The 21,508-nt window shown below is 62.0% G+C and carries 18 protein-coding genes and 1 pseudogene; 17 read left to right on the top strand and 2 right to left on the bottom strand.

Annotated elements, in window-relative coordinates:
• Positions 1-399: 399 nt before the first annotated feature.
• The 9 genes from GO014_RS08035 (at position 400) to GO014_RS07995 (ending at position 9,612) form a co-directional block, all read left to right on the top strand.
• Positions 400-1,068 (top strand): TetR/AcrR family transcriptional regulator, encoded by a 669-nt coding sequence (locus tag GO014_RS08035; RefSeq protein WP_157289904.1) that lies wholly within the window; start codon positions 400-402, stop codon positions 1,066-1,068.
• Between the two features lie 245 nt (positions 1,069-1,313).
• Complete coding sequence (locus GO014_RS08030; RefSeq protein ID WP_157289903.1) at positions 1,314-2,381, top strand: BMP family ABC transporter substrate-binding protein; 1,068 nt, start codon at positions 1,314-1,316, stop codon at positions 2,379-2,381.
• Positions 2,382-2,431: 50 nt separating this feature from the next.
• Positions 2,432-3,244: a cysteine hydrolase family protein gene (locus tag GO014_RS08025; RefSeq protein WP_246204525.1), complete on the top strand. Its 813-nt coding sequence runs from the start codon at positions 2,432-2,434 to the stop codon at positions 3,242-3,244.
• The gene (locus tag GO014_RS08020; RefSeq protein WP_157289902.1) at positions 3,241-3,723 is read left to right on the top strand and encodes a RidA family protein; all 483 of its coding nucleotides are present in this window, start codon (positions 3,241-3,243) and stop codon (positions 3,721-3,723) included. The genes GO014_RS08025 and GO014_RS08020 overlap by 4 nt, the downstream gene beginning before the upstream one ends.
• Positions 3,724-3,725: 2 nt before the next feature.
• Complete coding sequence (locus GO014_RS08015) at positions 3,726-5,222, top strand: ABC transporter ATP-binding protein (RefSeq protein WP_157289901.1); 1,497 nt, start codon at positions 3,726-3,728, stop codon at positions 5,220-5,222.
• Complete coding sequence (locus GO014_RS08010) at positions 5,219-6,247, top strand: ABC transporter permease subunit (protein ID WP_157289900.1); 1,029 nt, start codon at positions 5,219-5,221, stop codon at positions 6,245-6,247. Before GO014_RS08015 ends, GO014_RS08010 begins: the two co-directional genes overlap by 4 nt.
• Positions 6,244-7,167 carry an ABC transporter permease subunit gene (locus tag GO014_RS08005; RefSeq protein WP_157289899.1) on the top strand — a complete coding sequence of 308 codons (924 nt, stop codon included), beginning with the start codon at positions 6,244-6,246 and terminating at the stop codon, positions 7,165-7,167. The genes GO014_RS08010 and GO014_RS08005 overlap by 4 nt, the downstream gene beginning before the upstream one ends.
• Before the next feature lie 16 nt (positions 7,168-7,183).
• The gene (gene ggt, locus GO014_RS08000; RefSeq protein WP_157289898.1) at positions 7,184-8,773 is read left to right on the top strand and encodes a gamma-glutamyltransferase; all 1,590 of its coding nucleotides are present in this window, start codon (positions 7,184-7,186) and stop codon (positions 8,771-8,773) included.
• A gap of 11 nt (positions 8,774-8,784) precedes the next feature.
• Positions 8,785-9,612 (top strand): sulfite exporter TauE/SafE family protein, encoded by an 828-nt coding sequence (locus GO014_RS07995; protein ID WP_343030859.1) that lies wholly within the window; start codon positions 8,785-8,787, stop codon positions 9,610-9,612.
• A gap of 310 nt (positions 9,613-9,922) precedes the next feature.
• Here GO014_RS07995 and GO014_RS07990 read toward each other — a convergent pair whose 3' ends face one another.
• Positions 9,923-10,954 (bottom strand): substrate-binding domain-containing protein, encoded by a 1,032-nt coding sequence (locus tag GO014_RS07990; protein WP_157290345.1) that lies wholly within the window; start codon positions 10,952-10,954, stop codon positions 9,923-9,925.
• Between the two features lie 26 nt (positions 10,955-10,980).
• Complete coding sequence (locus GO014_RS07985; protein ID WP_210252430.1) at positions 10,981-12,312, bottom strand: ROK family protein; 1,332 nt, start codon at positions 12,310-12,312, stop codon at positions 10,981-10,983.
• Between the two features lie 219 nt (positions 12,313-12,531).
• On the opposite strand from GO014_RS07985, the gene GO014_RS07980 reads away from it, so the two are divergent.
• The 8 genes and pseudogenes from GO014_RS07980 to GO014_RS19105 all read left to right on the top strand — a co-directional run bounded on the left by GO014_RS07980 (position 12,532) and on the right by GO014_RS19105 (position 21,378).
• Positions 12,532-13,347, top strand: a complete 816-nt coding sequence (locus GO014_RS07980) for a sugar phosphate isomerase/epimerase family protein (RefSeq protein ID WP_157289897.1) — start codon at positions 12,532-12,534, stop codon at positions 13,345-13,347.
• A 38-nt stretch (positions 13,348-13,385) separates the two neighbouring features.
• Positions 13,386-14,504: a substrate-binding domain-containing protein gene (locus GO014_RS07975; protein ID WP_116588753.1), complete on the top strand. Its 1,119-nt coding sequence runs from the start codon at positions 13,386-13,388 to the stop codon at positions 14,502-14,504.
• Between the two features lie 80 nt (positions 14,505-14,584).
• Positions 14,585-15,748 (top strand): levoglucosan dehydrogenase, encoded by a 1,164-nt coding sequence (locus GO014_RS07970; protein WP_157289896.1) that lies wholly within the window; start codon positions 14,585-14,587, stop codon positions 15,746-15,748.
• Positions 15,730-17,301: a sugar ABC transporter ATP-binding protein gene (locus GO014_RS07965; RefSeq protein WP_343030857.1), complete on the top strand. Its 1,572-nt coding sequence runs from the start codon at positions 15,730-15,732 to the stop codon at positions 17,299-17,301. The genes GO014_RS07970 and GO014_RS07965 overlap by 19 nt, the downstream gene beginning before the upstream one ends.
• Entirely contained in the window at positions 17,294-18,274 is a 981-nt protein-coding gene (locus tag GO014_RS07960; protein WP_116588755.1) for an ABC transporter permease, read from the top strand. Before GO014_RS07965 ends, GO014_RS07960 begins: the two co-directional genes overlap by 8 nt.
• A 515-nt stretch (positions 18,275-18,789) precedes the next feature.
• Positions 18,790-19,152 (top strand): annotated as a pseudogene (locus GO014_RS19635) (SGNH/GDSL hydrolase family protein); the annotation flags it as partial.
• A 214-nt stretch (positions 19,153-19,366) separates the two neighbouring features.
• Positions 19,367-19,537 carry an alpha/beta hydrolase domain-containing protein gene (locus GO014_RS19110; RefSeq protein ID WP_343030908.1) on the top strand — a complete coding sequence of 57 codons (171 nt, stop codon included), beginning with the start codon at positions 19,367-19,369 and terminating at the stop codon, positions 19,535-19,537.
• A 68-nt stretch (positions 19,538-19,605) separates the two neighbouring features.
• A complete protein-coding gene (locus GO014_RS19105) occupies positions 19,606-21,378 on the top strand; it encodes an extracellular solute-binding protein (RefSeq protein WP_157289895.1) in 1,773 nt (590 codons plus the stop codon).
• Positions 21,379-21,508: the final 130 nt, after the last annotated feature.

Genomic DNA, 21,508 nt, shown 5'->3' with positions numbered 1-21,508 from the left:
CGCCGTTGTAGGCAGAGCCATAGGATGGCTCGTCACTACGTATAGTGTGGCTCAAACGGCTATTGCTTCCAACGCAAGTTCACACCTGCGTCTCCGGGCCTATGGGGCAATGGACACAAGAGCTGCGTGAGTGGCGCGTAAATCGGTGAGCGCTTTGGTCGATTTTGGACCGATACGACCCAAGGCGCGTACTTGAAGAGAATTGAAAAGCCGCCGAGCAGCAACGCGCCCCAAATCAGTCGTTCGAGCCGGCCTTGCAAACACCCGAAAGCTGCCGTGAAACTTGCCGGTGATGTCGCAATCCTGGGCGGGAATCCCGCGCATTGGACGCCGGTTGGTGTCCGCAACTTGCAGTCTTTTTTCTGCGGGGTTAGTCAAGCGTCCAGCATGGAGGCACGAATGCGGGCAGCGAAGAAGCGGATCGGGCCGCCACCTGGTCCCCGGCAGGCTAATATCGCGGAAACCCGCGACCGGATTCTGAAGGCCGCCATCGCCCAGTTCGCCAGGAATGGATTTTCGGGCGCACGCATCGAGAGCATCTGCAAGGATGCAGACGTCAATGCTCGCATGGTCTACCATTACTACGTGGACAAGGCCGGCCTTTACGTGGCCGTTCTCGAGCATGTTCTAGGGGAGTTGCGGACCGAAGAGCTCAAGCTCGATGTCTCTGCTGCAGAGCCTATGGACGGTCTGCTGACCATGTTCGACTTCATCTTTGGGCACTTTGCCAAGCATCCCGAATTGATCCGTCTGCTCTCGGCGGAAAACCTGCTCGAGGGCAGCTATCTCAGAACGTCGGTGGCCACCCCAACGGTTGCCTCCCCTGTGGTGGAGCATATCGATACGCTTTTGCGGCGTGGAGAGGCGAAGGGCGTTGTGCGGGCCGGGATCGATGCGCTGCACCTCTATGTAATGATGGTCGCGCTCTCCTATTTCCATAAGTCCAACGCCTACACACTCTCGGCGATCTGGAACGATGCATTGCTTACGCCCGTATGGCACGAGGAACACAGCGTCCTGGCGCGCACTATGCTGGCCGCATTCCTGGCGCCCCCACCATCGCGCTGACGAATGTGATGATTATTTGGGCAGCGTCCGCCTGTTGCCTGAGCAGTGGTCTGTTTCACGGCATCAGCTCGGCGGCCCACCGGCTTCGTGGGCGGGTTCGCGACGTTAAGTGGCCAACCTCGCAAGTCTTTTAAGTATATGATTTTTTACTAAATGCGTTTCGCTGGGCGAACCGTGTGGACAGGATTGGCACGCCGATTGCTTTAGTAAGCATGCGATTACTAATTCGGTGCAAGGACCCAACCATGACGCTCAAACACCTGCTTGGCGCGGCGCTGGCCGCTACGGCGCTGATCGCTCTTCCCGCTGCGGCAGACGACAACAAGATCGGCTTCATCTATGTCGGCCCGGCCGCCGACTACGGCTACAACATGTCCATGGATCTCGGTCGCCTCTACCTGGAGGAGAAGCTCGATGGCATTGAAACCACGGCCATCGAGAACATTCCTGAATCAGCCGAAGTCGAACAGGTGATGGAACGCCTGATCAATTCTGGCCACTCCATCATCTTCGCCACCAGCTATGGCTATCTCGACTATGCCATCTCGCTGGGCGAGAAGTACCCCGACGTAAAGTTCCTGCATGCCGGTGGTCTCAAGACCTCCGACAATGTCGGCACCTATTGGGCTGACAGCGACGACGGCATGTATCTGGCCGGCGTTGCCGCAGGCGAAAAGTCGGAGACGGGCAAGCTGGGCTTCATCGGCGCTTTCCAGATCCCGCAGCTGTTCCGCTCCATCAACGCCTTCACCTTGGGCGCTCAATCGGTCAACCCTGACGCAACGGTCACAGTTGTCTGGACTGGTGGCTGGTGGGAACCGCAAAAGGAAGCCGATGCGGTCAATGCCTTTGCCGATGAAGGGATCGACGTCATTGCCGAGCAGGTGGACAGCCCTATCACCATCGCCCAGACTGCAGAAAAACGCGGCATCCACATCATTGGCAAGGACGTCAATGTGATGGATCGCGCGCCGGCCGCCTGGCTGACCGGCGTATCCTGGAACTGGGGACCGATGATGGAACAGCTGGTCACCGAAATTCATGCCGGCACATGGACCCCCTCGCATCTGCGCAGCGATCTGGCCGGCGGGGCAGCCGTGCTTGATCCCTTTGGCGATGCCGTGCCTGCAGAGGTGCAGGCAGCGGTGCTCGCCAAGAAGGACGAGATCGTCGGCGGAAGCTTCGACATCTGGAGCGGCCCCATCGTCAAACAGGATGGTTCGGAAGCTGTGGCTTCCGGCTCGGCCCTCGACATGACCGCCATCGAAAGCATGGACTTCCTGGTTCAGGGCGTGATCGGCTCGACCAACTGACCTGGCTGGGGCGGGGCTTCGGTCCCGCCCACTCTTTCAAGGAGATGACCATGAGCGTGGCACCCAAACCTGGTGGACAGCCAAAGATCCTGATGGGACACGATGCCAGCCGCGGCTGGCAGGTCAGTCATGACCATGTCGACATGAGCCGACCTGCCCGTCCGCTTCGTCCGCTCTTTCTCGATGCGGAACCGCAGACGGTAACGATCGATGCCAACAAGACGGCGCTGCTGATCGTCGACATGCAGAATGATTTCTGTACCGAAGGCGGCTGGCTGCATTCGAGGGGCATCGACATCACCCCGAACCGGAAGCCGATCGAGCCGCTTGGCAGAGCGATCGCGGCAAGTCGCGCTACCGGCATCCCGGTCGTCTGGGTCAATTGGGGCGTGCGCAAGGACCTGCTCAATATCGCGCCGTCCTTGCAGCACGCGCACAATCCGCGGGGCAATGAGACCAATCTCGGTCAGCCGGTGCCCGGCACGCGGTCAGAGGTGATTGCAGCGGGGAGCTGGGGCGCGCAAGTGGTTGACGAGATCAACCCCGGCACCGGCGACTATCAGATCACCAAGCATCGCTTCAGCGCATTCTGGGACTGCGAGACCGATGCCGTTCTGCGCAATCTCGGCGTCACAACCCTTCTGGTCTGCGGGGTCAATCTCGACCAGTGCGTCATGACCACGCTCGAGGACGCGACTTTCCTCGGTTACGACGTCATCCTTCTCGAAGATTGCGCCGCCACCACCTCTCCCGACTATTGCGTGCAGAGCGTGCTCTACAACGTCAAACTCCTCTTTGGCTTCGTTGCGCGCTCCATCACCTATTTGCAGGCGCTCGACGCCGAAGGATATGCCGGCAAATGACCATCGTCGTTTCCAATACTGCCGAAGATCAATTGCGGAGTCTCGCCATAGAACTTCCCAATGTTCCACGCCCCATTGCCAATTTCGTGCCCTGGCAGCGGCATGGTGATGTCATCTACCTGGCCGGCCAGGTGTGTGAGTGGAATGGCAGCGTCGTCTATAAGGGTAAGGTGGGTGATGCCGTGGACTTCGATACCGCACGCGACGGGGCACGCATTTGCGGCCTGAACCTGCTGGCAGCGTTGCGCGAGGCGCTCAATGGTGATCTCGACCGGGTGCGCTCCTGCCTCCGCGTCGGAGGCTTCGTCCACTGCGCCCCCGATTTTCTGCAGGTTCCGCAGGTGATCAACGGTGCATCGGATCTCTTCCACGCTGTGTTCGGGCCTGAGATCGGCGCCCATGCGCGCACGGCTGTCGGGGTGGCGCAATTGCCCCAGGGAGCCTCCGTGGAGGTCGACGCAATCTTTGTGGTCGACTGAGAATGCCTGACAGCCTTGTGCAGTTCGAGGGCGTTACACGCCGGTTCGGCGATCTGGTGGCCGTCGACAACGCCAGCCTCGACATCCGCGCCGGTGAGGTCCTCGCCATATTGGGCGAGAACGGCGCGGGCAAATCCACGTTGATGAAGATGCTTTACGGCCTCTACCCGGCCAGCGCAGGGGAAATCCTGATCCATGATGCGCCCGACAAGATCAACGGGCCTGCCGACGCCATGCGCGCCGGCATTGGCATGGTGTTCCAGCATTTTTCACTGCTGCCGGCCTTGTCGGTGCGGGACAATTTGCTGCTCTCCTGGCCTAGGACACCGTTCTGGAAAAGTCGGCGCAATACCGACACTGCTGACGTCCTCGCGACGTTGGCTGAGCTGGCGCCGCACATCGACCCGGACTGTCCTGTGGGGTCGCTCTCGGTTGGAGAGCAGCAATTGGTTGAGCTCTGCAAGGTTCTCAACATCGATGCACGTCTCGTCATCCTCGATGAGCCTACTTCTGTGCTGACGCCAGACGAAGCGGAGCGTCTGCATGGTTTCATCAAGCAACTGGCGGGTCGGGGCGTGGCTGTCGCGCTGATTACCCACAAGCTGGCCGATGTCGAGGCCTGCGCCGACCGGATCGTGGTCATGCGGCGCGGCCGCGTGGTGGACATTGCCGAACGCGGTGCTCGCAGCATAACCGAGACTGTGGCCCTGATGATGGGGCAAAGCGTTGAACGCAAGCTTCAGCGCCCACCGGTGCTTGAGAAGATCGTCCCTAGACTTGTGCTTGAAAATCTATCGGCACGCCGTCCCGAAATGGCATTGCAGAATGTGTCTCTCAGCATCGCCGCCGGTGAAATCGTCGGGGTCGCCGGGGTGGCCGGAAACGGTCAGGCGCTGCTGGCCGAAGTCGTTGCCGGGGTGGAGCCGTTGACCGGAGGGGACGTGCTGCTAGACGGCGTGTCGATTGCCCGGCACAACCCCTACGACGCCGTGGCCACGCCCTTGGGCTACATTCCGGAGCAGCCACGCGACAATGGCGTGGTTGGCACCATGACCCTGGCCCGCAACCTGGCCTTGCGCGAACTTGCCCAGGGCAATCGGCCCCCAGTCACAGGTCGTGACCTGCTCTTTCGCTTCAACGTCAATCCACCAGATCCGATGAAGACGGCCGGAACCCTGTCGGGCGGCAATATCCAGAAGCTGGTCAGCGCCCGCGAGCTGGGCGGCCAGCGCCAGGCCGTTCTAGCCTGCTACCCGACAATGGGCCTCGATCTGGCGGCCATAGAAATGGTCTATGCCGCCATGTTCGCCCAGGCCGCTGCCGGTGCGGCCGTTCTGTGGATATCCGAGGATCTCGATGACCTGCTCGCTGGATGCCATCGCATTGCTGTGATGCGAGAGGGGCAGTTGGTGGCGCTTCTGGACAATAGCAGCACACTGACCAGGGAAGTTGTCGGGGCCCATATGATCGGCCTGACCGAGACGGAGGCCGCAGCGTGAGTACCCGCCTTCTGAGCGCGTCAGCGCCCTTTATTCTGACAGTTCTCGTCTTTCTTGCCCTGGCGATCGCTTTGTTCATCGGTCTGGGCCAACCGCCGCTGCAAACGCTGGCGGCGCTGGTGCAATTTGCCGTCGGGGACAGCTACTCCCTGTCGCAGACGCTGGCCAAGACTGGCCCGATCCTCCTCTGCGCCTTGGCCGCTGCGGTACCAGGGCGACTGGGCCTGATCTCGGTGGGCGCAGAAGGGCAACTGCATGCTGGCGCGATTGCCGGTACGGCGATTGTTCTCCTGGCCCCGACCTGGCCCGCCCCGGTTCTGCTCCCTCTCATGCTGCTCTGCGCCGCGGCCGGTGGGGCGCTGTATGGCTATGTTCCCGGGCTTTTGCGGGCACGTCTCGATGTCAACGAGACGATCGTGACGCTGCTGATGAACTATGTCAGCGTCTTGCTTGTGGCGGCCCTGGTCTTTGGACCATGGCGTGATCCAGCCAGTCAGGGCTGGCCGGCCACCATGCAATTCCCGCCCGCTGCCGTGCTGCCAGCACTGCCCGGTAGTCGCATTCATCTCGGATTGCTGCTCGGAGTAATCGCCGCCCTGGCGCTTCATGTCTATTTCAATCACAGCCGCTGGGCCGACAAGGTTCGCATCCTCGCTGGCAATCGCAAGGTTGGCGAAACATTTGGGCTCAGTTTCGGCTTCTGGGTGATCGTGCTGATGAGTGTCGGAGGCGCGCTGGCGGGCCTGGCCGGCATTTCCGAAGTCTCCGCCATTCAGGGCCGCCTGCAACAATCCATATCCCTGGGCTATGGCCTCACTGGCTTCCTCGTCAGTTGGCTCTCCCGCCACCAACCCTTGATCATCCTGCCCGTGTCGCTCTGCGTCGGCGGCTTGGTGGCCGGCAGCGATGCCTTGCAGATGTTCGCAAAAGTTCCCGCGGCCAGTGCCGTCATCTTGCAGGGCCTGCTCTTTGCAGCCGCGCTGGCGGTTCCGGGCCTGTTGGCACGCTGGAGGAACGCGTCGTGAGTACAGAACTGATCGCCATACTGGCCAGTTGGGGCATTGCGACACTGCGCAGTGCCACGCCATTGATCTTTGCCACTTTGGGCGAAACGCTGGTGCAGCGGGTCGGCATCATTAACCTGGGAACAGAAGGCGAAATGCTGCTGGGGGCTTGTGTCGGCTTTGCTGTCGGCGTCGCCACCGGCAATCCGTGGCTTGGGCTTACGGCCGGCGCGCTCGCAGGGGCCACGCTCTCACTCCTGCATGCGGGGCTGGTTCTGGGTGCGGGCGCCAACCAGATTGGCTCCGGCCTTGCTGTCTGGATGATCGCGCTGGGCGCCACCTCCTATGTCGGTCGCACTTTGGTCGGCCAGCAGGTCACGCCCCTGCCGGCGCTGGGCACGGACTGGACCGACGGAATACCTATCATTGGCGAGGTTCTTTCGCAGATGACCCTTGCGGCCCCGCTGGCGCTGCTGGCCGTGATCTTTGCGGCATGGTGGCTCAACCAGACGCGCCCCGGCCTTCACTGGAAGGCTGTGGGTGAATCCGCTCTGGTTGCCGCCGAGAACGGTATAAGACCCACAAGGGTCCGGGTGACCGCCATCATGGTGGGCGGCCTGCTGGCTGGCTTTGGTGGCGCCATCCTCTCAGTCGACTATACCCAGACCTGGGCACAGGAGATGACCAAGGGCCGCGGTCTGGTGGCCGTGGGCCTGGTGATCGTGGCGCGCTGGAAACCGGCTCTGGTGCTGCCTGTCTGTCTGCTCTTTGGATTGACGGAAGTCGCCACGCTGCGCCTGCAATCAGCAGGCTTCGAGCTCTCGCCGCACCTTTTGGGTACGGCACCCTATCTCGTTGTGCTCGCTGTTCTCGTTGCCAGCCACATCTTCGCGCGTCGCGCCTCCGCCATGCCCGCTGATCTCAAAGCCGTCTTCCAATAGGTCAGGACCGATAGACATGCTCGAACGCGACTATATTGCTCCCGGCCGCTCCGCCGCATTGGGCGAAAACGGCATGGCGGCGACCTCGCATCCCCTGGCGACCATGGCGGCCATCGACATCCTGCGGGCGGGCGGCAATGCCATGGACGCAGCCCTTGCGGCCGTCGCGGTGCAATGCGTGGTCGAGCCAGCCATGACGGGGATCGGCGGCGACTGCTTTGCCATTGTCGCCTCCGCAGGAAAGGCGCCCACTGCTTTCAATGGCTCGGGGCGCGCGCCAAGACGCATATCCGCCGAACAACTGCGCGCACAGGGGATGACACAGATCGATGCCGGCAGTCCGCATGCCGTCACCGTGCCCGGCGCTGTCGACGCCTGGTGTCATCTGTCCGAGGCCTATGGCAGCATGGGCCTCGACCGGCTCCTGCAACCGGCAATCAATCTGGCTGAGAAGGGCTATCGCGTCACCGGGCGCGTTGCATTGGACTGGGCGCGCTACAAGTCCACTGTCGCAGCTGATGCTGATGCCGCCGGCTGCTACTTGCAGGACGGAACACCGCCGCGCACTGGTGACATCTTCACGCATCCGCAGCTGGCCGAAACCCTGCGCCGCGTCGCCAAAGAGGGGCGCACGGGATTTTACGAAGGCCCGGTCGCGGAGGAGGTCGTCTCCAGGCTCAACGCCATGGGCGGCACGCACGAACTAGCCGATTTTGCTGACCATGGAGGCAATTTCGTCGAGCCGATTGCCGCAAAATTCCGCGGCTATGATGTGCTTGAGTGCCCGCCCAATGGTCAGGGGCTGGCCGCGCTGGTCATGCTGCGCATTCTCGACGGTTTCGATCTTTCAGACGGCGCCATCTCCGAGGCCGACCGGGTGCACCTGCTCGCCGAAGCCAGCAATGCCGCCTATACATTGCGCGATCTTCTGATCTCCGACCCCGCGACCATGCCCATGCCGGTGGACGACATCCTATCGGACGGGTTCATTGAGGGGTTGCGCAGCAGGATTGCACTCGACCGCGTCCAACCGCCGGCGATCTGGAGCGAAGCGATGCATCGCGACACGGTCTATCTGACAGTTGTCGACAAGGATCGCAACGTCGTCTCGCTGATCAATTCGCTCTTCAACGCCTTTGGCAGCGGCATACTTGCGCCCAACAGCGGCGTCCTGCTTCAGAACCGTGGCAGTGGTTTCTCGCTGGTAGAGGGCCACCCCAATGAATTGGCGCCGGACAAGCGCCCGCTCCACACCATCATTCCGGCTTTGGTAATGAAGGATGGGCGCCCACTCGTGCCCTTCGGGGTCATGGGCGGGCAATTTCAGCCCGTGGGGCACGCCCATTTTCTCTCGCATATGTTCGATCGCGGCTACGACCCGCAGCGCGCCAATGAGGTGCCGCGAAGCTTTGCCTTCAATGGCACGCTGACCCTGGAGGCAGGATTTGGCGATGCTGTGCGGGCCGATCTTGAGCGGCGCGGCCACCAGGTCGCCTGGGCCAGTGATCCGATTGGAGGCTGCCAGGCCATCTATATCGACCACCAACGTGGGCTGTTGATTGGTGGGTCGGACCACCGCAAGGACGGCCTCGCCCTCGGCTATTAAGGACTTCTGACGTGGATCTGATCATTCAAATTGGCGGCTGGATCGCTGCCATGGCCGTCACCGGACTGGTCGCCGGTTTCGTCGCGGGCCTGCTGGGGGTCGGGGGTGGTATCGTCATCGTGCCGGTGCTCGACATTGCGCTCGGCGCCTTCAACGTTGACCCGTCCATTCGCATGAAAGTGGCCGTCGCTACCTCCCTGGCGACGATCATGGCAACTTCGCTCGCCTCTGCCCGGGCCCACCACAGGGCTGGCGCAGTCGATCTTGCGCTGCTCAAAAGTTGGGGGCCGATGATTTTTGTCGGTGTCGTGCTGGGCACGATCATTGCGGGTATGGTGGATGGACAGGTTTTGTCGGTGGTCTTTGCGACGACTGCGCTCATCGTGTCCGCGAACATGGTGCTTCGGGCCAAAAGTCACAAACTCTTCGATGACTTCCCCAACGGCGTGGTCAAATCCGCCCTGGGCATCCTGGTCGGCACCATCTCAGCAATGATGGGCATTGGCGGAGGCACACTGGGTGTGCCGATCCTGACTATTTTCGGTACCGATATCCGCCGTGCCGTTGGCACCGCCTCGGCCATCGGCTTCATCATCGCCATTCCCGGTACGATTGGCTACGTCATCACCGGCTGGGACGTCGCCGGCCTGCCGCCATTTTCGCTGGGCTATGTCAATCTGGTCGCGGTCACGGCGATCATTCCGCTTTCGATGCTGGCCGCGCCCTGGGGCGCCAGGACCGCCCACACGATTCCCCGCGAAGCCCTAGCCTATGGCTTTGGCGCTTTTCTCACACTCACCGCCATCAAGATGTATGCCGGACTGCTGATCGGCATCTGACGGCCCGTGGACACCCCGCTTAGGCGACTGAAACGCGCCCCTTGCCGGTCGCCCAAGCCGCTCACACATTATCCTGAAAGCCGACGCTGACTTTGGCGGTGCCATCGGAGCTGAGTCTTTTCGGGTCGCGCCAATCGGCTTACGCCCTGATGCATCAGTTGCAGACGCGCCGGCCAATCTCATGCCCTCTCACCGAAACTGGGAGGCGCCTGCGATTGAGAGGTTTGCCGCGCTCAGGCGGACCTAGTAGAAGAATTCTAGCCGTATCCGCGCACTTTGGGGCCGTTGAGTCACGGGCCTGGGCGCAAGCCTATTCGCCTGCATCTTGGATCTGTGCGGCGAACGATGACCGCACGCTTTCGATGATGGTCCTGGGCGCCGGCAGGTGCCAGATCACCTGATAGGCCTCGATGACATCTGATGGTGTAACCTCCCGGCCGGCCAGCGCCACCCATGGTGGCACAGGCAGCCCCAGCAGGGCGGCCAGTGTCACCCGCGCTGCGGCGCTGCCTTGGTCATATGGCAATTGAGCGCCCACCCCCTTGATCATTCCGTGGCGCGCCATGTCGAGGGCCACCTCATTGCCAAGGTCCACCGTGGTGATGGGAATGTCGATATTCTTCTGAGCAAGTGCCTGCACCGCCTTCATCGCAGGCACGTCCCAGACCGCGAAAATGCCTGAGAGACCGGGGGTCTTTTCTACCATCGCCAATGCTGCCGCACCGGCACCATCCAGGTCCGCGAACCGCTCCCGCACGAGGGTGACGTCGGGCCGGTGACTACCCATCCATTTACGGAAAGCGATCTCGCGTTCATGCGTGGCGAAGAAATCGATGCCATAGCCAAGGATGCCGGCGGCCCCGCCTTGTGGAATGTGCGCCGACAGCATCGCCGCACAACTCTGCCCCAGGCCGAAATTGTCGGTGGAGACGACGCTGGCATAGTCGGTGCCCGGAAGCATGCCGGTAGGAGCGTTGTCGAGCAGCACCAGCCTGCGACCGCTCTGGGTCAGAGCGCGATGCGCCTGCGCAACGCGCGCATTGCCGATGGGTATGGAGATGACCGCATCCACTTTCTCGCGCGCCAGTCTTGCCAGCGCAGCCACCTGCAATTCGAAGTCGAAATTGCAGTCGACCACTTCCACCAAGGCAGCAGAGTAAAGGCCCAGCGCTGCGGCGATGCCGGCCAGTTCCTGCTTGGACCAGTCGCTGGTTGTGGTGTGCAGAACCACTGCTACCGAAAACCGTCGGCCTCGCGCCTGGGCGGCGTCTGTCTGGGTCAACTGGATCTGATCAGCGGGTACGGCGCGCTCCCCGTGGGGGCCGAGGCCTGCAATCGACATGGCGGTATCCCCTGGCGTCTTGCTGTTCATGGCGCAACGCGCCCCGTAGGTTGCGCTGCCTTGGATGCCAGTGCGGCGGTGACGCGCTCCAAGCTTTTCTGGAATTCGGGATGGTGCAGTGGTGATCCATGTCCGACCCAGCCCTGCAACATGGCGGGGGCGAACAGCTCTTCCAACACTACCTGAGCGGCGCCGACAAGACCGGAGGACGCGCCCATCTGCGAGCGCATGATCTGGAGGTCGCGCGACACCATGGGATGGGACTGACGATACACCGCCTCGCGAATGCCGGCGAGCAGGCTGTCGCCTCCCGATTCGGCGACGACCCCACCGACAACGATCAGCGACGGATTGACCAGGTTGGTGAGCGGCGCGAGCGCTTCACCCACCAGGCGACCGCACCTTCCCAGCAGCTCGACGCAGAACAGGTCGCCCAGTTGCGCCGCATGCCCGATATCGACGACGGACAGTTCGCCCTGCCGCTCCAACGTCTGTGCCAGATAGGGACTGCGCCCATCCTCGGCGGCCGCCTTGCCTTCACGGGCGATGGCTTCTGCACCTGCCACCGCCTCGAGTAGCTCGTCGCCAACCCTGCTGTGTCCGATCATGCCGGCTGCGCCCTGGGCGCCACGATGCAACTGGCCTTCGGAAATCAGGCCAGCGCTGATCGAACGGCCCAATTTGACATAGATGATGTCGCTAAGCCCGCGGCCACCGCCCGCCTTGGCTTCGCCCATGGTCATGGTCTGGACGCCGCTGCGCGCAAAGATCGGCACGCCAAACCGCATCGAGAGACGCTCGAGAAAGGGAAATCCCTGCCATGATTGTATGGTCTGCAGGACCGGCACGATCTCGAAATCTGCCGCTGGCTTTTCGATCGGACCTGGCAGGGCGAGGCCGATGCCCCATGGGGCAGGTTTCTCGGTTTCCTGGAGCAGCCAGTCGAAGATGGTTGCCAGCCGGTCCAGAATGGCCTCGGGTCCGGCATCGAGCTGGGCCGCTTCGTGATGCTCCACCAGCATCTGGCCGTTGAGATCCGCAATGCCGAGCGCGATGGAACTCTGGTCAATCGCGGAAACCAGCAGCGAGCCGGCATCCTGTCGGAACCGCATCTGCCGGGGCGCTCGTCCGCCGGTGGCTTGGCCCAGTTCGCCCTCTTTGAGCAGGCCTAGTTCGATCATCGTTGCCAACCGGTCGGCGACGACTGCTCTGCCCAGTTCGGACCTGCGTTCAAGTTCCTGCCGCGTCGTGGCCGCTCCGGTTCGCACCAGATTGAGCAGCAAGGCGAGGCTTGCCTGGGCCGCGTCGACGCTGCGGGGGCGGCCGACCGATCGCAGCGTTGTTTTCTCCTCCGCCACGAATCCACCCCTTCATCTGGCTTTCTACACAACCTAGCTCGGTCGCTTTTTTGCTTCAAGTCACCTCTTTTGTTTATTTTACGACAAAAGAAAACACGCTTATGCTGATTTGGTGTTGACTTCGCATTTTTAGGGTGCGTAACCTCAGGGCAATAGCGGAACGGCGAATACGCCAAACCAATTCCCGGCAAGCGCCGGATGTGTTCTGAGGAGGACTTCATGGCCGTCAAGCTGGCCTATCACGCCAATTGCTGGGGGCCGCTTGGCGGCAATGCCGTGGGGGTGACCTCGGTCACCGAGCTGACCTACCGAACCTTTGCCGACATGGATCGTGCCTTCGCCGATATCGCTCGGGCCGGCTATGAGGGCGTGGAGGTCTTTGACGGCAACTTGCTGGACCAGACCCCCGCAGACCTCCGCCGCCAACTTTCCGATGCCGGCCTCGAATTGGTATCGACCTATTCGGGCGGCAATTTCATCTTCCCCGATATCCTGGACGAAGAACTGGCCCGGATCGAGCGCGTCGCCGCCGCGGCGGCCGAAGCCGGCGCTAGCCATTATGTCATCGGGGGCGGAGCGAAGCGGGCCGGCGGCATCGAGGATGACGATTACAAGCGTCTAGGCGAAGCCCTCGACCAAGCGGGAGAGATCGTCCGCCGCGCCGGACTGCGCGCCCATTACCACCCGCACCTGTCGACCATCGTCGAGGGCCCGGCTGAAGTCACCAGGATCTTCAGCCTCACCCACCTCGATTTCTGTCCCGATACGGCCCATCTGGCAGCGGCCGGGGGTGATCCGGCGGCACAGGTTCGCGAATTTTCGGGGCGCATTGGACTGGTGCACCTCAAGGGCCTGCAGCGCGAGCCGTTCGGCTTTACTCCGCTCGACGGAGGCGACCTAGACAACGGCGCGGTCATCCAGGCGCTCAAGGACATCAATTATTCGGGCTGGGTCATGGCCGAGCTCGATAGCTGGCCCGATCCCTTCGAGGGAGCGACGCGCAGCCACGCATTCCTGAAACGGCACTTCGCCTGATCAGGCCAACACCAAAGTCACCACAGGGAGGAAAAACCATGGGACATCTAAAGATGACAGCGCTGCTGGGTGCGGCACTGCTCGCGGGGACGATCGCCGGAGCTGCCTTCGCGCAGAGCCCGGACGAGGCACTGGCGGCCCTCGCCAACCAGACACTGAGCACCGGCCCGGGCGGCGAAAGCCCGGTTTCGCCCTCGGAGATCAATCTCACAGATGACGAACTGGCCGAGATCAAGGCTATGGGCGCCACTGCGGCCATAGTCATGCACTACGGTGGCGACGACTGGAGCCAAGCCCAGATCAATGGCCTGCAGACCCAGTTCGCCGCCATGGGCATCGAGGTTATTGCTACCACTGATGCCGGCTTCAATTCGGCCAAGCAGGTTTCCGACATCGAAACCATCATGGCGCAGAACCCCGATATCATCGTGTCGATCCCGACCGATCCGACGGCCACCGCCAGCGCTTACCGCCAAGCCGCCGAGGCTGGCGTCAAGCTGGTCTTTATGGACAATGTCCCGGCCGGGTTCACCGCCGGTACCGACTATATCAGTGTCGTCTCCGCCGACAACTACGGCAATGGCGTTGCATCCGCCCACCTCATGGCCAAGGCGCTGGACGGCGAAGGCCAGATCGGCATCGTCTACCACGCCGCAGATTTCTTCGTGACGCGCCAGCGCTACGATGCGTTCAAGGCCACCATCGAGCAGAATTACCCCGATATCGAGATCGTCGCCGAACAGGGGATAGGTGGACCCGACTTTACCGGTGATGCCGATAGGGCTGCCTCGGCGATGATGGTGGGGAATGCCGGTATCGATGGTATCTGGGCAGTTTGGGACGTGCCTGCCGAAGGCGTAATCTCCGCAGCACGCGCCAATGGTCGCGATGACCTTGTCATCACCACTATCGATCTGGGCGAGAATGTCGCCATTGACATGGCACGCGGCGGTTTCGTCAAGGGTCTGGGCGCGCAGCGGCCGTTCGACCAAGGCGTGACCGAAGCCAAGCTCGCCGGCTTTGGCCTGCTCGGCAAAGACGCGCCGGCCTATGTGGCCCTGCCCGCCCTGCCGGTCGAAAAAGACAACCTGCTCGATGCCTGGCAGGCCGTCTATTCCACCGAAGCACCGGCCACGGTCCGGGACTCCATGAACTAGGTGCGCCTCCCGGCACCTATTGCGGGGACGGAACCTCCCGAGCCGTCCCTGCACAACATTTCCAAAAGCGAGACAGCAAAATGCGAAAGCTCAATGTCGCCATGATCGGTGGCGGTTTCATGGGTAAGGCCCACGCCATGGCCTATGCCGCCATGCCGATGTTCTTCTGGCCGGCACCCGCCATCCCGGTGCGCAAGGTGGTCGTGGACGTCAATCAGGAGATGGCCGAGACGGCACGTGACCGCTTTGGTTTCGAAGAGGCCACTGCCGACTGGCGCGCCGTTGTTGCCCGGCCCGACATCGACATCATCGACATCTGCACGCCAAACAATTCTCATGCCGAGATTGCTATTGCCGCGGCCAGGGCCGGCAAGCACATCATCTGCGAGAAACCGCTGGCTCGGACAGGAGATGAGTCCAAAAGCATGCTCGACGCGGTCCAGGGGTCCGGCTCCATCCACATGGTGGCCTTCAACTACCGCCGCACCCCGGCCGTGGCCCTTGCCAAGAAGCTGATCGAGGAAGGCCGCATCGGCGATATTCTCAACTTTCGCGGCACCTATCTGCAGGACTGGTCCGCTGATCCGGACAGCCCGCTGTCCTGGCGTTTCCAGAAATCGATTGCAGGCTCCGGCACCGTGGGGGATATCGGGACACACGTCGTGGACTTCGCCCGCTACCTCATCGGCGAGATCGCCTCGGTCAACGCGCTGGTCAAGAACCACATCCCCACCCGCCCCAAGCAGGCGGAAGGCGTCGACAAGCTCGGCGTCGGCGGCGGCGACAAGAATGCTGAACGCGGCCCGGTCGACGTCGATGACGAAATGCTGACCATGCTCAAGTTTGCCAACGGTGCCATCGGCTCGATAGAAGCCACCCGCAATGCCTATGGCCGCAATAATTTCCTCACTTTCGAAATCCACGGCACCAAGGGATCACTGGCTTTCAACTACGAGCGTCGCGACGAACTCCAGGTCATGTTCGCCGATGACGTCGGCGATGCACGCGGCTTCCGCACGGTCTATACGGGTCCCGCCCATCCCTACGGATCGGGGCTCTGGCCCATCCCGGCACTCGGCATCGGCTATGGCGAGACCAAGATCGTGGAATGCTACGATCTGTGCACCGCCATCGTCACCGGCCAGCAGCCATCGCCCAATTTCGAGGACGGGTATCGGATCGCCCTGATCGCCGACGCCATCCTCGCCTCGGGCGAGAGCGGCCAGTGGGTAGACATTCCGTGACCGAGATGGCGATCAAGCCGATCGCGGTGGAGATGGATGCGATCTCCAAGCGTTTCGGCGGCGTCCATGCGCTGCGTGAGGTCAGCCTCAGCGTCTGCAATGGCGAGATCCATGCGCTGCTGGGTGAGAACGGGGCCGGCAAGTCCACCATTCTCAAGATCCTGCGCGGCGTCCAGGCGCCCGATAGCGGCAGCATCATCATTGGAGGGGAGGCGTTCGAACGCCTTTCCCCGCAACTGGCCCGGCACAAGGGCATCGGCATGATCTTCCAGGAAATGAGCCTGGTGCCGACGCTGAGCGTGGCGCAGAACGTGTTTCTCGCAAGCGAACCGCTGACATCGGCGGGACTGATCGACGACCGGGCGATGGAGCAGCGCAGTGCCGCCATCTTTGCCTCGATGGGGGTGAGCGTCGATCCCACTGCCATGGTGGCGGACCTCTCCACCGGCCAGCAACAGTTGACGGAAATCGCCAAGGCCCTGTCGCAGAATGCCGAGGTGCTGGTTCTCGACGAACCGACCTCGGCGCTCACCGCGAGCGAGGTGGATATCCTCTTCGACCTACTGCGGCGCCTCCGGAGCGAGGGCAAGGCGATCATCTATGTCAGCCACCGCATGGATGAAATCTTCCGCATTGCCGACCATGCGACCGTGTTGCGCGATGGGCGGCTGATCGATAGCCGTCCAATCACCGATTATACCCTGGCGACGCTGATTGCCGACATCATGGGTAAGGAAACCCGTGACCTGTCCGAATTCGCGACCGAGTCTACGGTACAGGACGACATTATCCTCAAGGTCGAGCACCTCGCGAGCAAGCTGCGCCGGGATGGTGATGTCAGCTTTTCGCTCCGGCGCGGCGAGGTGCTTGGGATTGCGGGCCTGCTGGGGGCAGGGCGCAGCCGACTGGCTCGCATGCTCTTTGGGCTCGAACCGATTGCCAGCGGCACCATTACGCTGCGGGGAGAAACAATCTCCATCGGCTCGGCGCGGCATGCCACCGAACTCGGCCTGGCGCTGGTGCCCGAAGACCGGCGGCGGCAGGGGCTGGTCCTGGCCCATTCCATCCAGGACAACATCGAGCTGCCCATCCTAAAGCGCCTCGGTTCGACCCCTTTCGTCGATCGGATGAAATCGCGCAGCACAGCGGACGATTTGATCAAACGCCTCGCCATCAAGACGGCTTCGCGCGAAGCGCCTGCCAATTCCCTTTCCGGCGGTAACCAGCAGAAGATCGTGATCGGCAAATGGCTGGCGACCGATCCCGACATTCTCATCATGGATGAGCCCACGGCCGGCATCGACATCGGCTCCAAGGGAGAGGTGCTGCGGCTGGTCCGCGCGCTCGCCGCCGAAGGCAAGTCCATCATCTTCATCTCGTCCGAACTTGCCGAGCTTGCCGCCGTCAGCGACCGTATCGCGGTGATTTCAGGCGGGCGTCTGGTCGAAACGATCGACAAGGCGGACCTTTTGACCACGACTGGCGACGCAGCCGAATTGCGCGCCGAACAAAAGCTGCAGCTGATTGTGCAGCGGGGAGGAAACCATGTCTGACAATCTGGCAGTGGCGGGCCGCGAAACACCATTGGGCTATTTCAAGCGCACCTGGCGGCAGAACATCATCTATATCGGTTTTGTCGTTGTGTTCGCGTTCTTTGCCATCACCCTGTACGACAAGGGGTTCCTGGCGCCCAACAACATCCTTAACATCGCCCGGCAGACGGCCATGATCGCCGTCATGGCGGTGGCAATGACGCTGGTCCTGTCGTCCGGAGAAATCGACCTCTCGGTCGGTGCGGTTGCGGGACTGGCCTCGGTCACTACGGCCATGGCTGTCGCTTGGGGCGGGCTGCCGGCGGGCATTGCCGCAGGCATCATGACCGGCGTCACTGTTGGGCTGATCAACGGGTTCCTCTCGACGCGGTTGATGATCCCGACCTTCCTCACCACGCTGGCCATGATGGGCATCGCCAAGGGCACGGCCATGTGGATTTCCGGCACTGCCGCTATTCCCGTGCTCGACCGCACCTATCCGGCCATTTTCGGCGGCGGCAATATCGGGCCGATCCCAACCCTGCTGCTCTGGATGCTGGTCGTGGGTGTCATCGGCCACGTTGTCCTGCGCCGCACCAAGTTCGGTCGGCAGATCCTGGCTGTGGGCGGCAATGTCGTGGCGGCGCGCTATAGCGGCATCAATACCAGCCGCATCAAGCTCTGGGTCATTGTCATCTCCGCAGTCACCGCCTCCCTAGCGGGTATGCTCTATGCCGGGCGGCTGCAGACGGGGCGGTTCCAGCTCGGGGAAGGCGACGAATTGTCGGTAATCGCGGCCGTGGTGCTGGGCGGCACCAGCCTCTTCGGCGGCAAGGGCACCGTGGTGGGCTCGATCATCGGCGCCCTGATGATCGGTGTCATCAACAATGGCCTCATCCTGATGGGCCTCGAATATTCCCAGCAGCTTATCGCTCGCGGCGGGATCATCATTCTCGCCGTGGCTTTGAGCCAGGCGGGCACACGTCCCGCCTGACTACCAAGCGGTCGGACCCGGGTTCCCTGGCAGACATGCCGGCATTCGATCTCTCCAACGGTGAAGGCGTGCCGAAAAGAGCACGCATCACACACCAAAAACCGAGGAGACATCTATGCGTTGCGACAAGTCCGTATTGTCTCAAGAAAGGGGGCAAAGAGCCGGAGCTGGCTCATTAAGAGGGTGGAAAAGGACAGGGAAGAAACTGGCGTTCGCCCTGGCTCTAGCCGCAGGCATCAGTCCTGGGGGAAGCGCGGCCTTTGCAGAAGGGTGGATCGATACCTGGGCTGCTGCGCCCCAACCCGTATGGGGCCCCGACTTCCTGGCCCCGTTGGGCTATCCGCGCAACCTTTGGGACCAGACGGTCCGCCTGGTCGCCCGAGTTTCCATGGACGGCACACAGGTGCGCATTACACTTTCCAACGAATATGGCGAACAGCCGATGGTAGTTGGTGAGGCGCGCGTTGCTCTGCATTGTACAGGCGCAGTCACCATGGCCGGCAGTGTTTAGCGGCATGGAGTCCATTACCATACCTGCTGGCGCCACAATGATCAGCGACCCTGTTGACCTTGATGTGCCCCCACTGGGTTCAGTAGCCGTCAGCCTCTATTTTCCGGATGTCACGCCGACTTCGACCGTTCATAGCGGCGGGCGCCAAATGGCCTATATCGTCCCTGGAAACAAAACTGCAGATGTTGAGATCGTGTCTGATAACACGACGCTGGCACGGCTTTTCCTGAGCGCCATCACCGTGGACGCTCCGGAAGACGCGCGCGCCATCGTCACCTTTGGAGATTCAATCACCGATGGTGACGGGTCTACCGCAGACGCAAATACTCGATGGCCCGATGTGCTGGCGAAGCGACTGCAGGATAAGGGCGACGTCCAACGGCCGTTCTCAACGAAGGAATCTCCGGGTAACGTGTCCTCGTCGACCGCATGGGTGCCAACGCCCTGGTTCGCTTTGAAGAAGCAATCCTCAGTGTGCTGCGGGGGGTGCGAAGCCCCTATCTCGACGTGCCCACCGCGACCTACTTCGAGAGCGCCACTCCCGTCGAAGGGTTGCTTATGCCTGGTCTTTCGGACACTAGATCGATTTCGGCACTGCCAAGCTGCACGAACTCTATGGCGTAGTGGGCGTGCACCAGAACTACGTGGCCAAGGCGGGGGCCTCGGTCGACAAGCTTCTTGCAGAGGGATGGCTGCTCGCCGAAGATGCGCAGCGTGTCTTGACCGAGGCCGATCTGCGGCCGGTGCCCTGACAGGCGGGCTGTGGCGGTATAGCCGCCACGGCCGCACGGTGCGGCAAAGGCGCGAACAGGTGTAATGCGTGGCCAGATCTTCTCGAGTGCAGAAACCTGACCGGACAGGGGGGCTTCCGGAAGGCCCCTATGAGGCACAGGATCCCTCGGCTGTACGGTCGGCCTCCAACGTTGCCATGATGCAGACCATCGAGTTTGTGGATGCCCTGCGCAGCACGACCAGCGGTCATCTGGGGATAGACTCGCGTGATCTGGGCATCGTGCTCCACCTGATGCGCAATCACGTCAGCGGGCGGCTGACCACCATGTCCTCCCTGGCCGCAGCTTCGGGGCTGAGTTACGGCACCGCCTTTCGAGCGATCGAGGGGCTCGTAGCCGACGGGTTCCTTGTTAGGCGAACCCGCACCGCGACTGGCCGTTCCTTTTCATTGCATCCCACCTCGGAACTTCTACGCCGCTGGCAACTGTTCGCCGGTCATACTCGCCGCCTGATCGATCAGGTGAGCGGCGATGGCGCAGGGGTGGTGCGAAAGCCTGTGGCCGACATCGCTTCTGTCATTCCGCCACCCACGGTGCTGGAAACCAAACTGGCGCTGCCGCGTGGGTTGCGACTGCTAGTTCATGCGGATCCCACATTCATGGCCATGAACACGCTCAAGCGCCAGTTTGAGATGATCCTTGGCGTCCCGATCCAGTCCAAAGCCCTGTCCATAGATCGCCTGCACGCCGAAATTGTCCAGAACGGACAACGCCCGGCCTCGGCGTACGACATCATAGCCTGCGACCTGCCTTGGTTCGGCGATATGGTCCGGCATGGCCGCCTGCGCGCACTAGACGATCTCATCGTCCAGTCAGAAATGGATACCTCCGATTTCCTGCCAGATGCCATGGCCAGCGCCCGCCGTCGTGGCCACCAATATGGCATTCCCGTGCTGAGCACAGCTGAGCTTCTCGTCTACCGGACAGACCTGCTGGAGGAGGCGGGCCTCGAACCGCCAAGGACCACTTCCGACGCGCTTGCCGTGGCAAGCGCCTTGCATGCGCCTGAGCGCGGCCGGTTCGGAATTGCCTGGAATGGTGGAAGGGGCACAGCACTGGGGCATACCTTCATGGTGACCATGGCGGCCCATGGCCAGCCGATCGTAAACCTTAGCCAGGCGGCCGACGGCTTTCTGCCCGAGGACATGTCCGACGCCGACCTGCGTCCAATGTTCGACAGCGAAGCGGCTCACGTGGCGGCTGACTATCTGCAATCCCTTCTGGCGGTTTCGCCACCAGGCATCCTCTCCATGACCTGGTATGATCGTGCGCGCGCCTATACCAGCGGCCATGCGGCCCTTGCCTATGCACATACCCTGCTTGTGAACCTGTTCGAGCGCGATCCCAATTCTCCGGCATACGGAAAAACCGGCTATCTCCCGCAGCCCACTGGGCTGACAGGCAGGCCGATTTCACCCCTGGGCGGCTACGCCCTGGCAATTCCGAGCAATATCGCGCCGGAACGGATTGCACCGGCCTGGGCAGCCTTGGAAGCGCTGACATCGGCAAGTGCGGCCAAGCTCTTTGTGACCAATGGTAGCCTTGCTAGCCCGCGATTCAGTGTCAATCGCGATCCGGAAGTGAGGGCCATTTCACCGATAATCGGTATCGTTGACACCATTGCGCGCCAGGGTGTCCTGCGCGCATGGCCCCGGCCACCCGTTCCCGGTATTTCTGCTCTGATCACGATAGCCGGAGAAGAAATACACGACATGCTCAGTGGGCAGAAGAGCCGCGCCGATGCTCTAGCCAGGGCGCAAAGCCGTGCTGAAGCGGTCATGCGCGGGCGGGACAAGCAGTAGGACCAAAATGCCATTAAATTCTATCCAATTTGGACATCTTCGCGGGTGGTTCGCCTCAGTGTAGTCCCGTAAGCGTTGATCATGACTAAAAAGCGCCTCTGGCGCAAAGAACGCCGGCCTTTCGTGGGAA

Origin of the sequence: Devosia marina, from assembly GCF_009758415.1 — a bacterium.
GTDB classification, from domain to species: domain Bacteria; phylum Pseudomonadota; class Alphaproteobacteria; order Rhizobiales; family Devosiaceae; genus Devosia; species Devosia marina.
The sequence above is the reverse complement of the archived record's forward strand: the minus strand, read 5'-3'. Positions and strand labels throughout refer to the sequence as shown.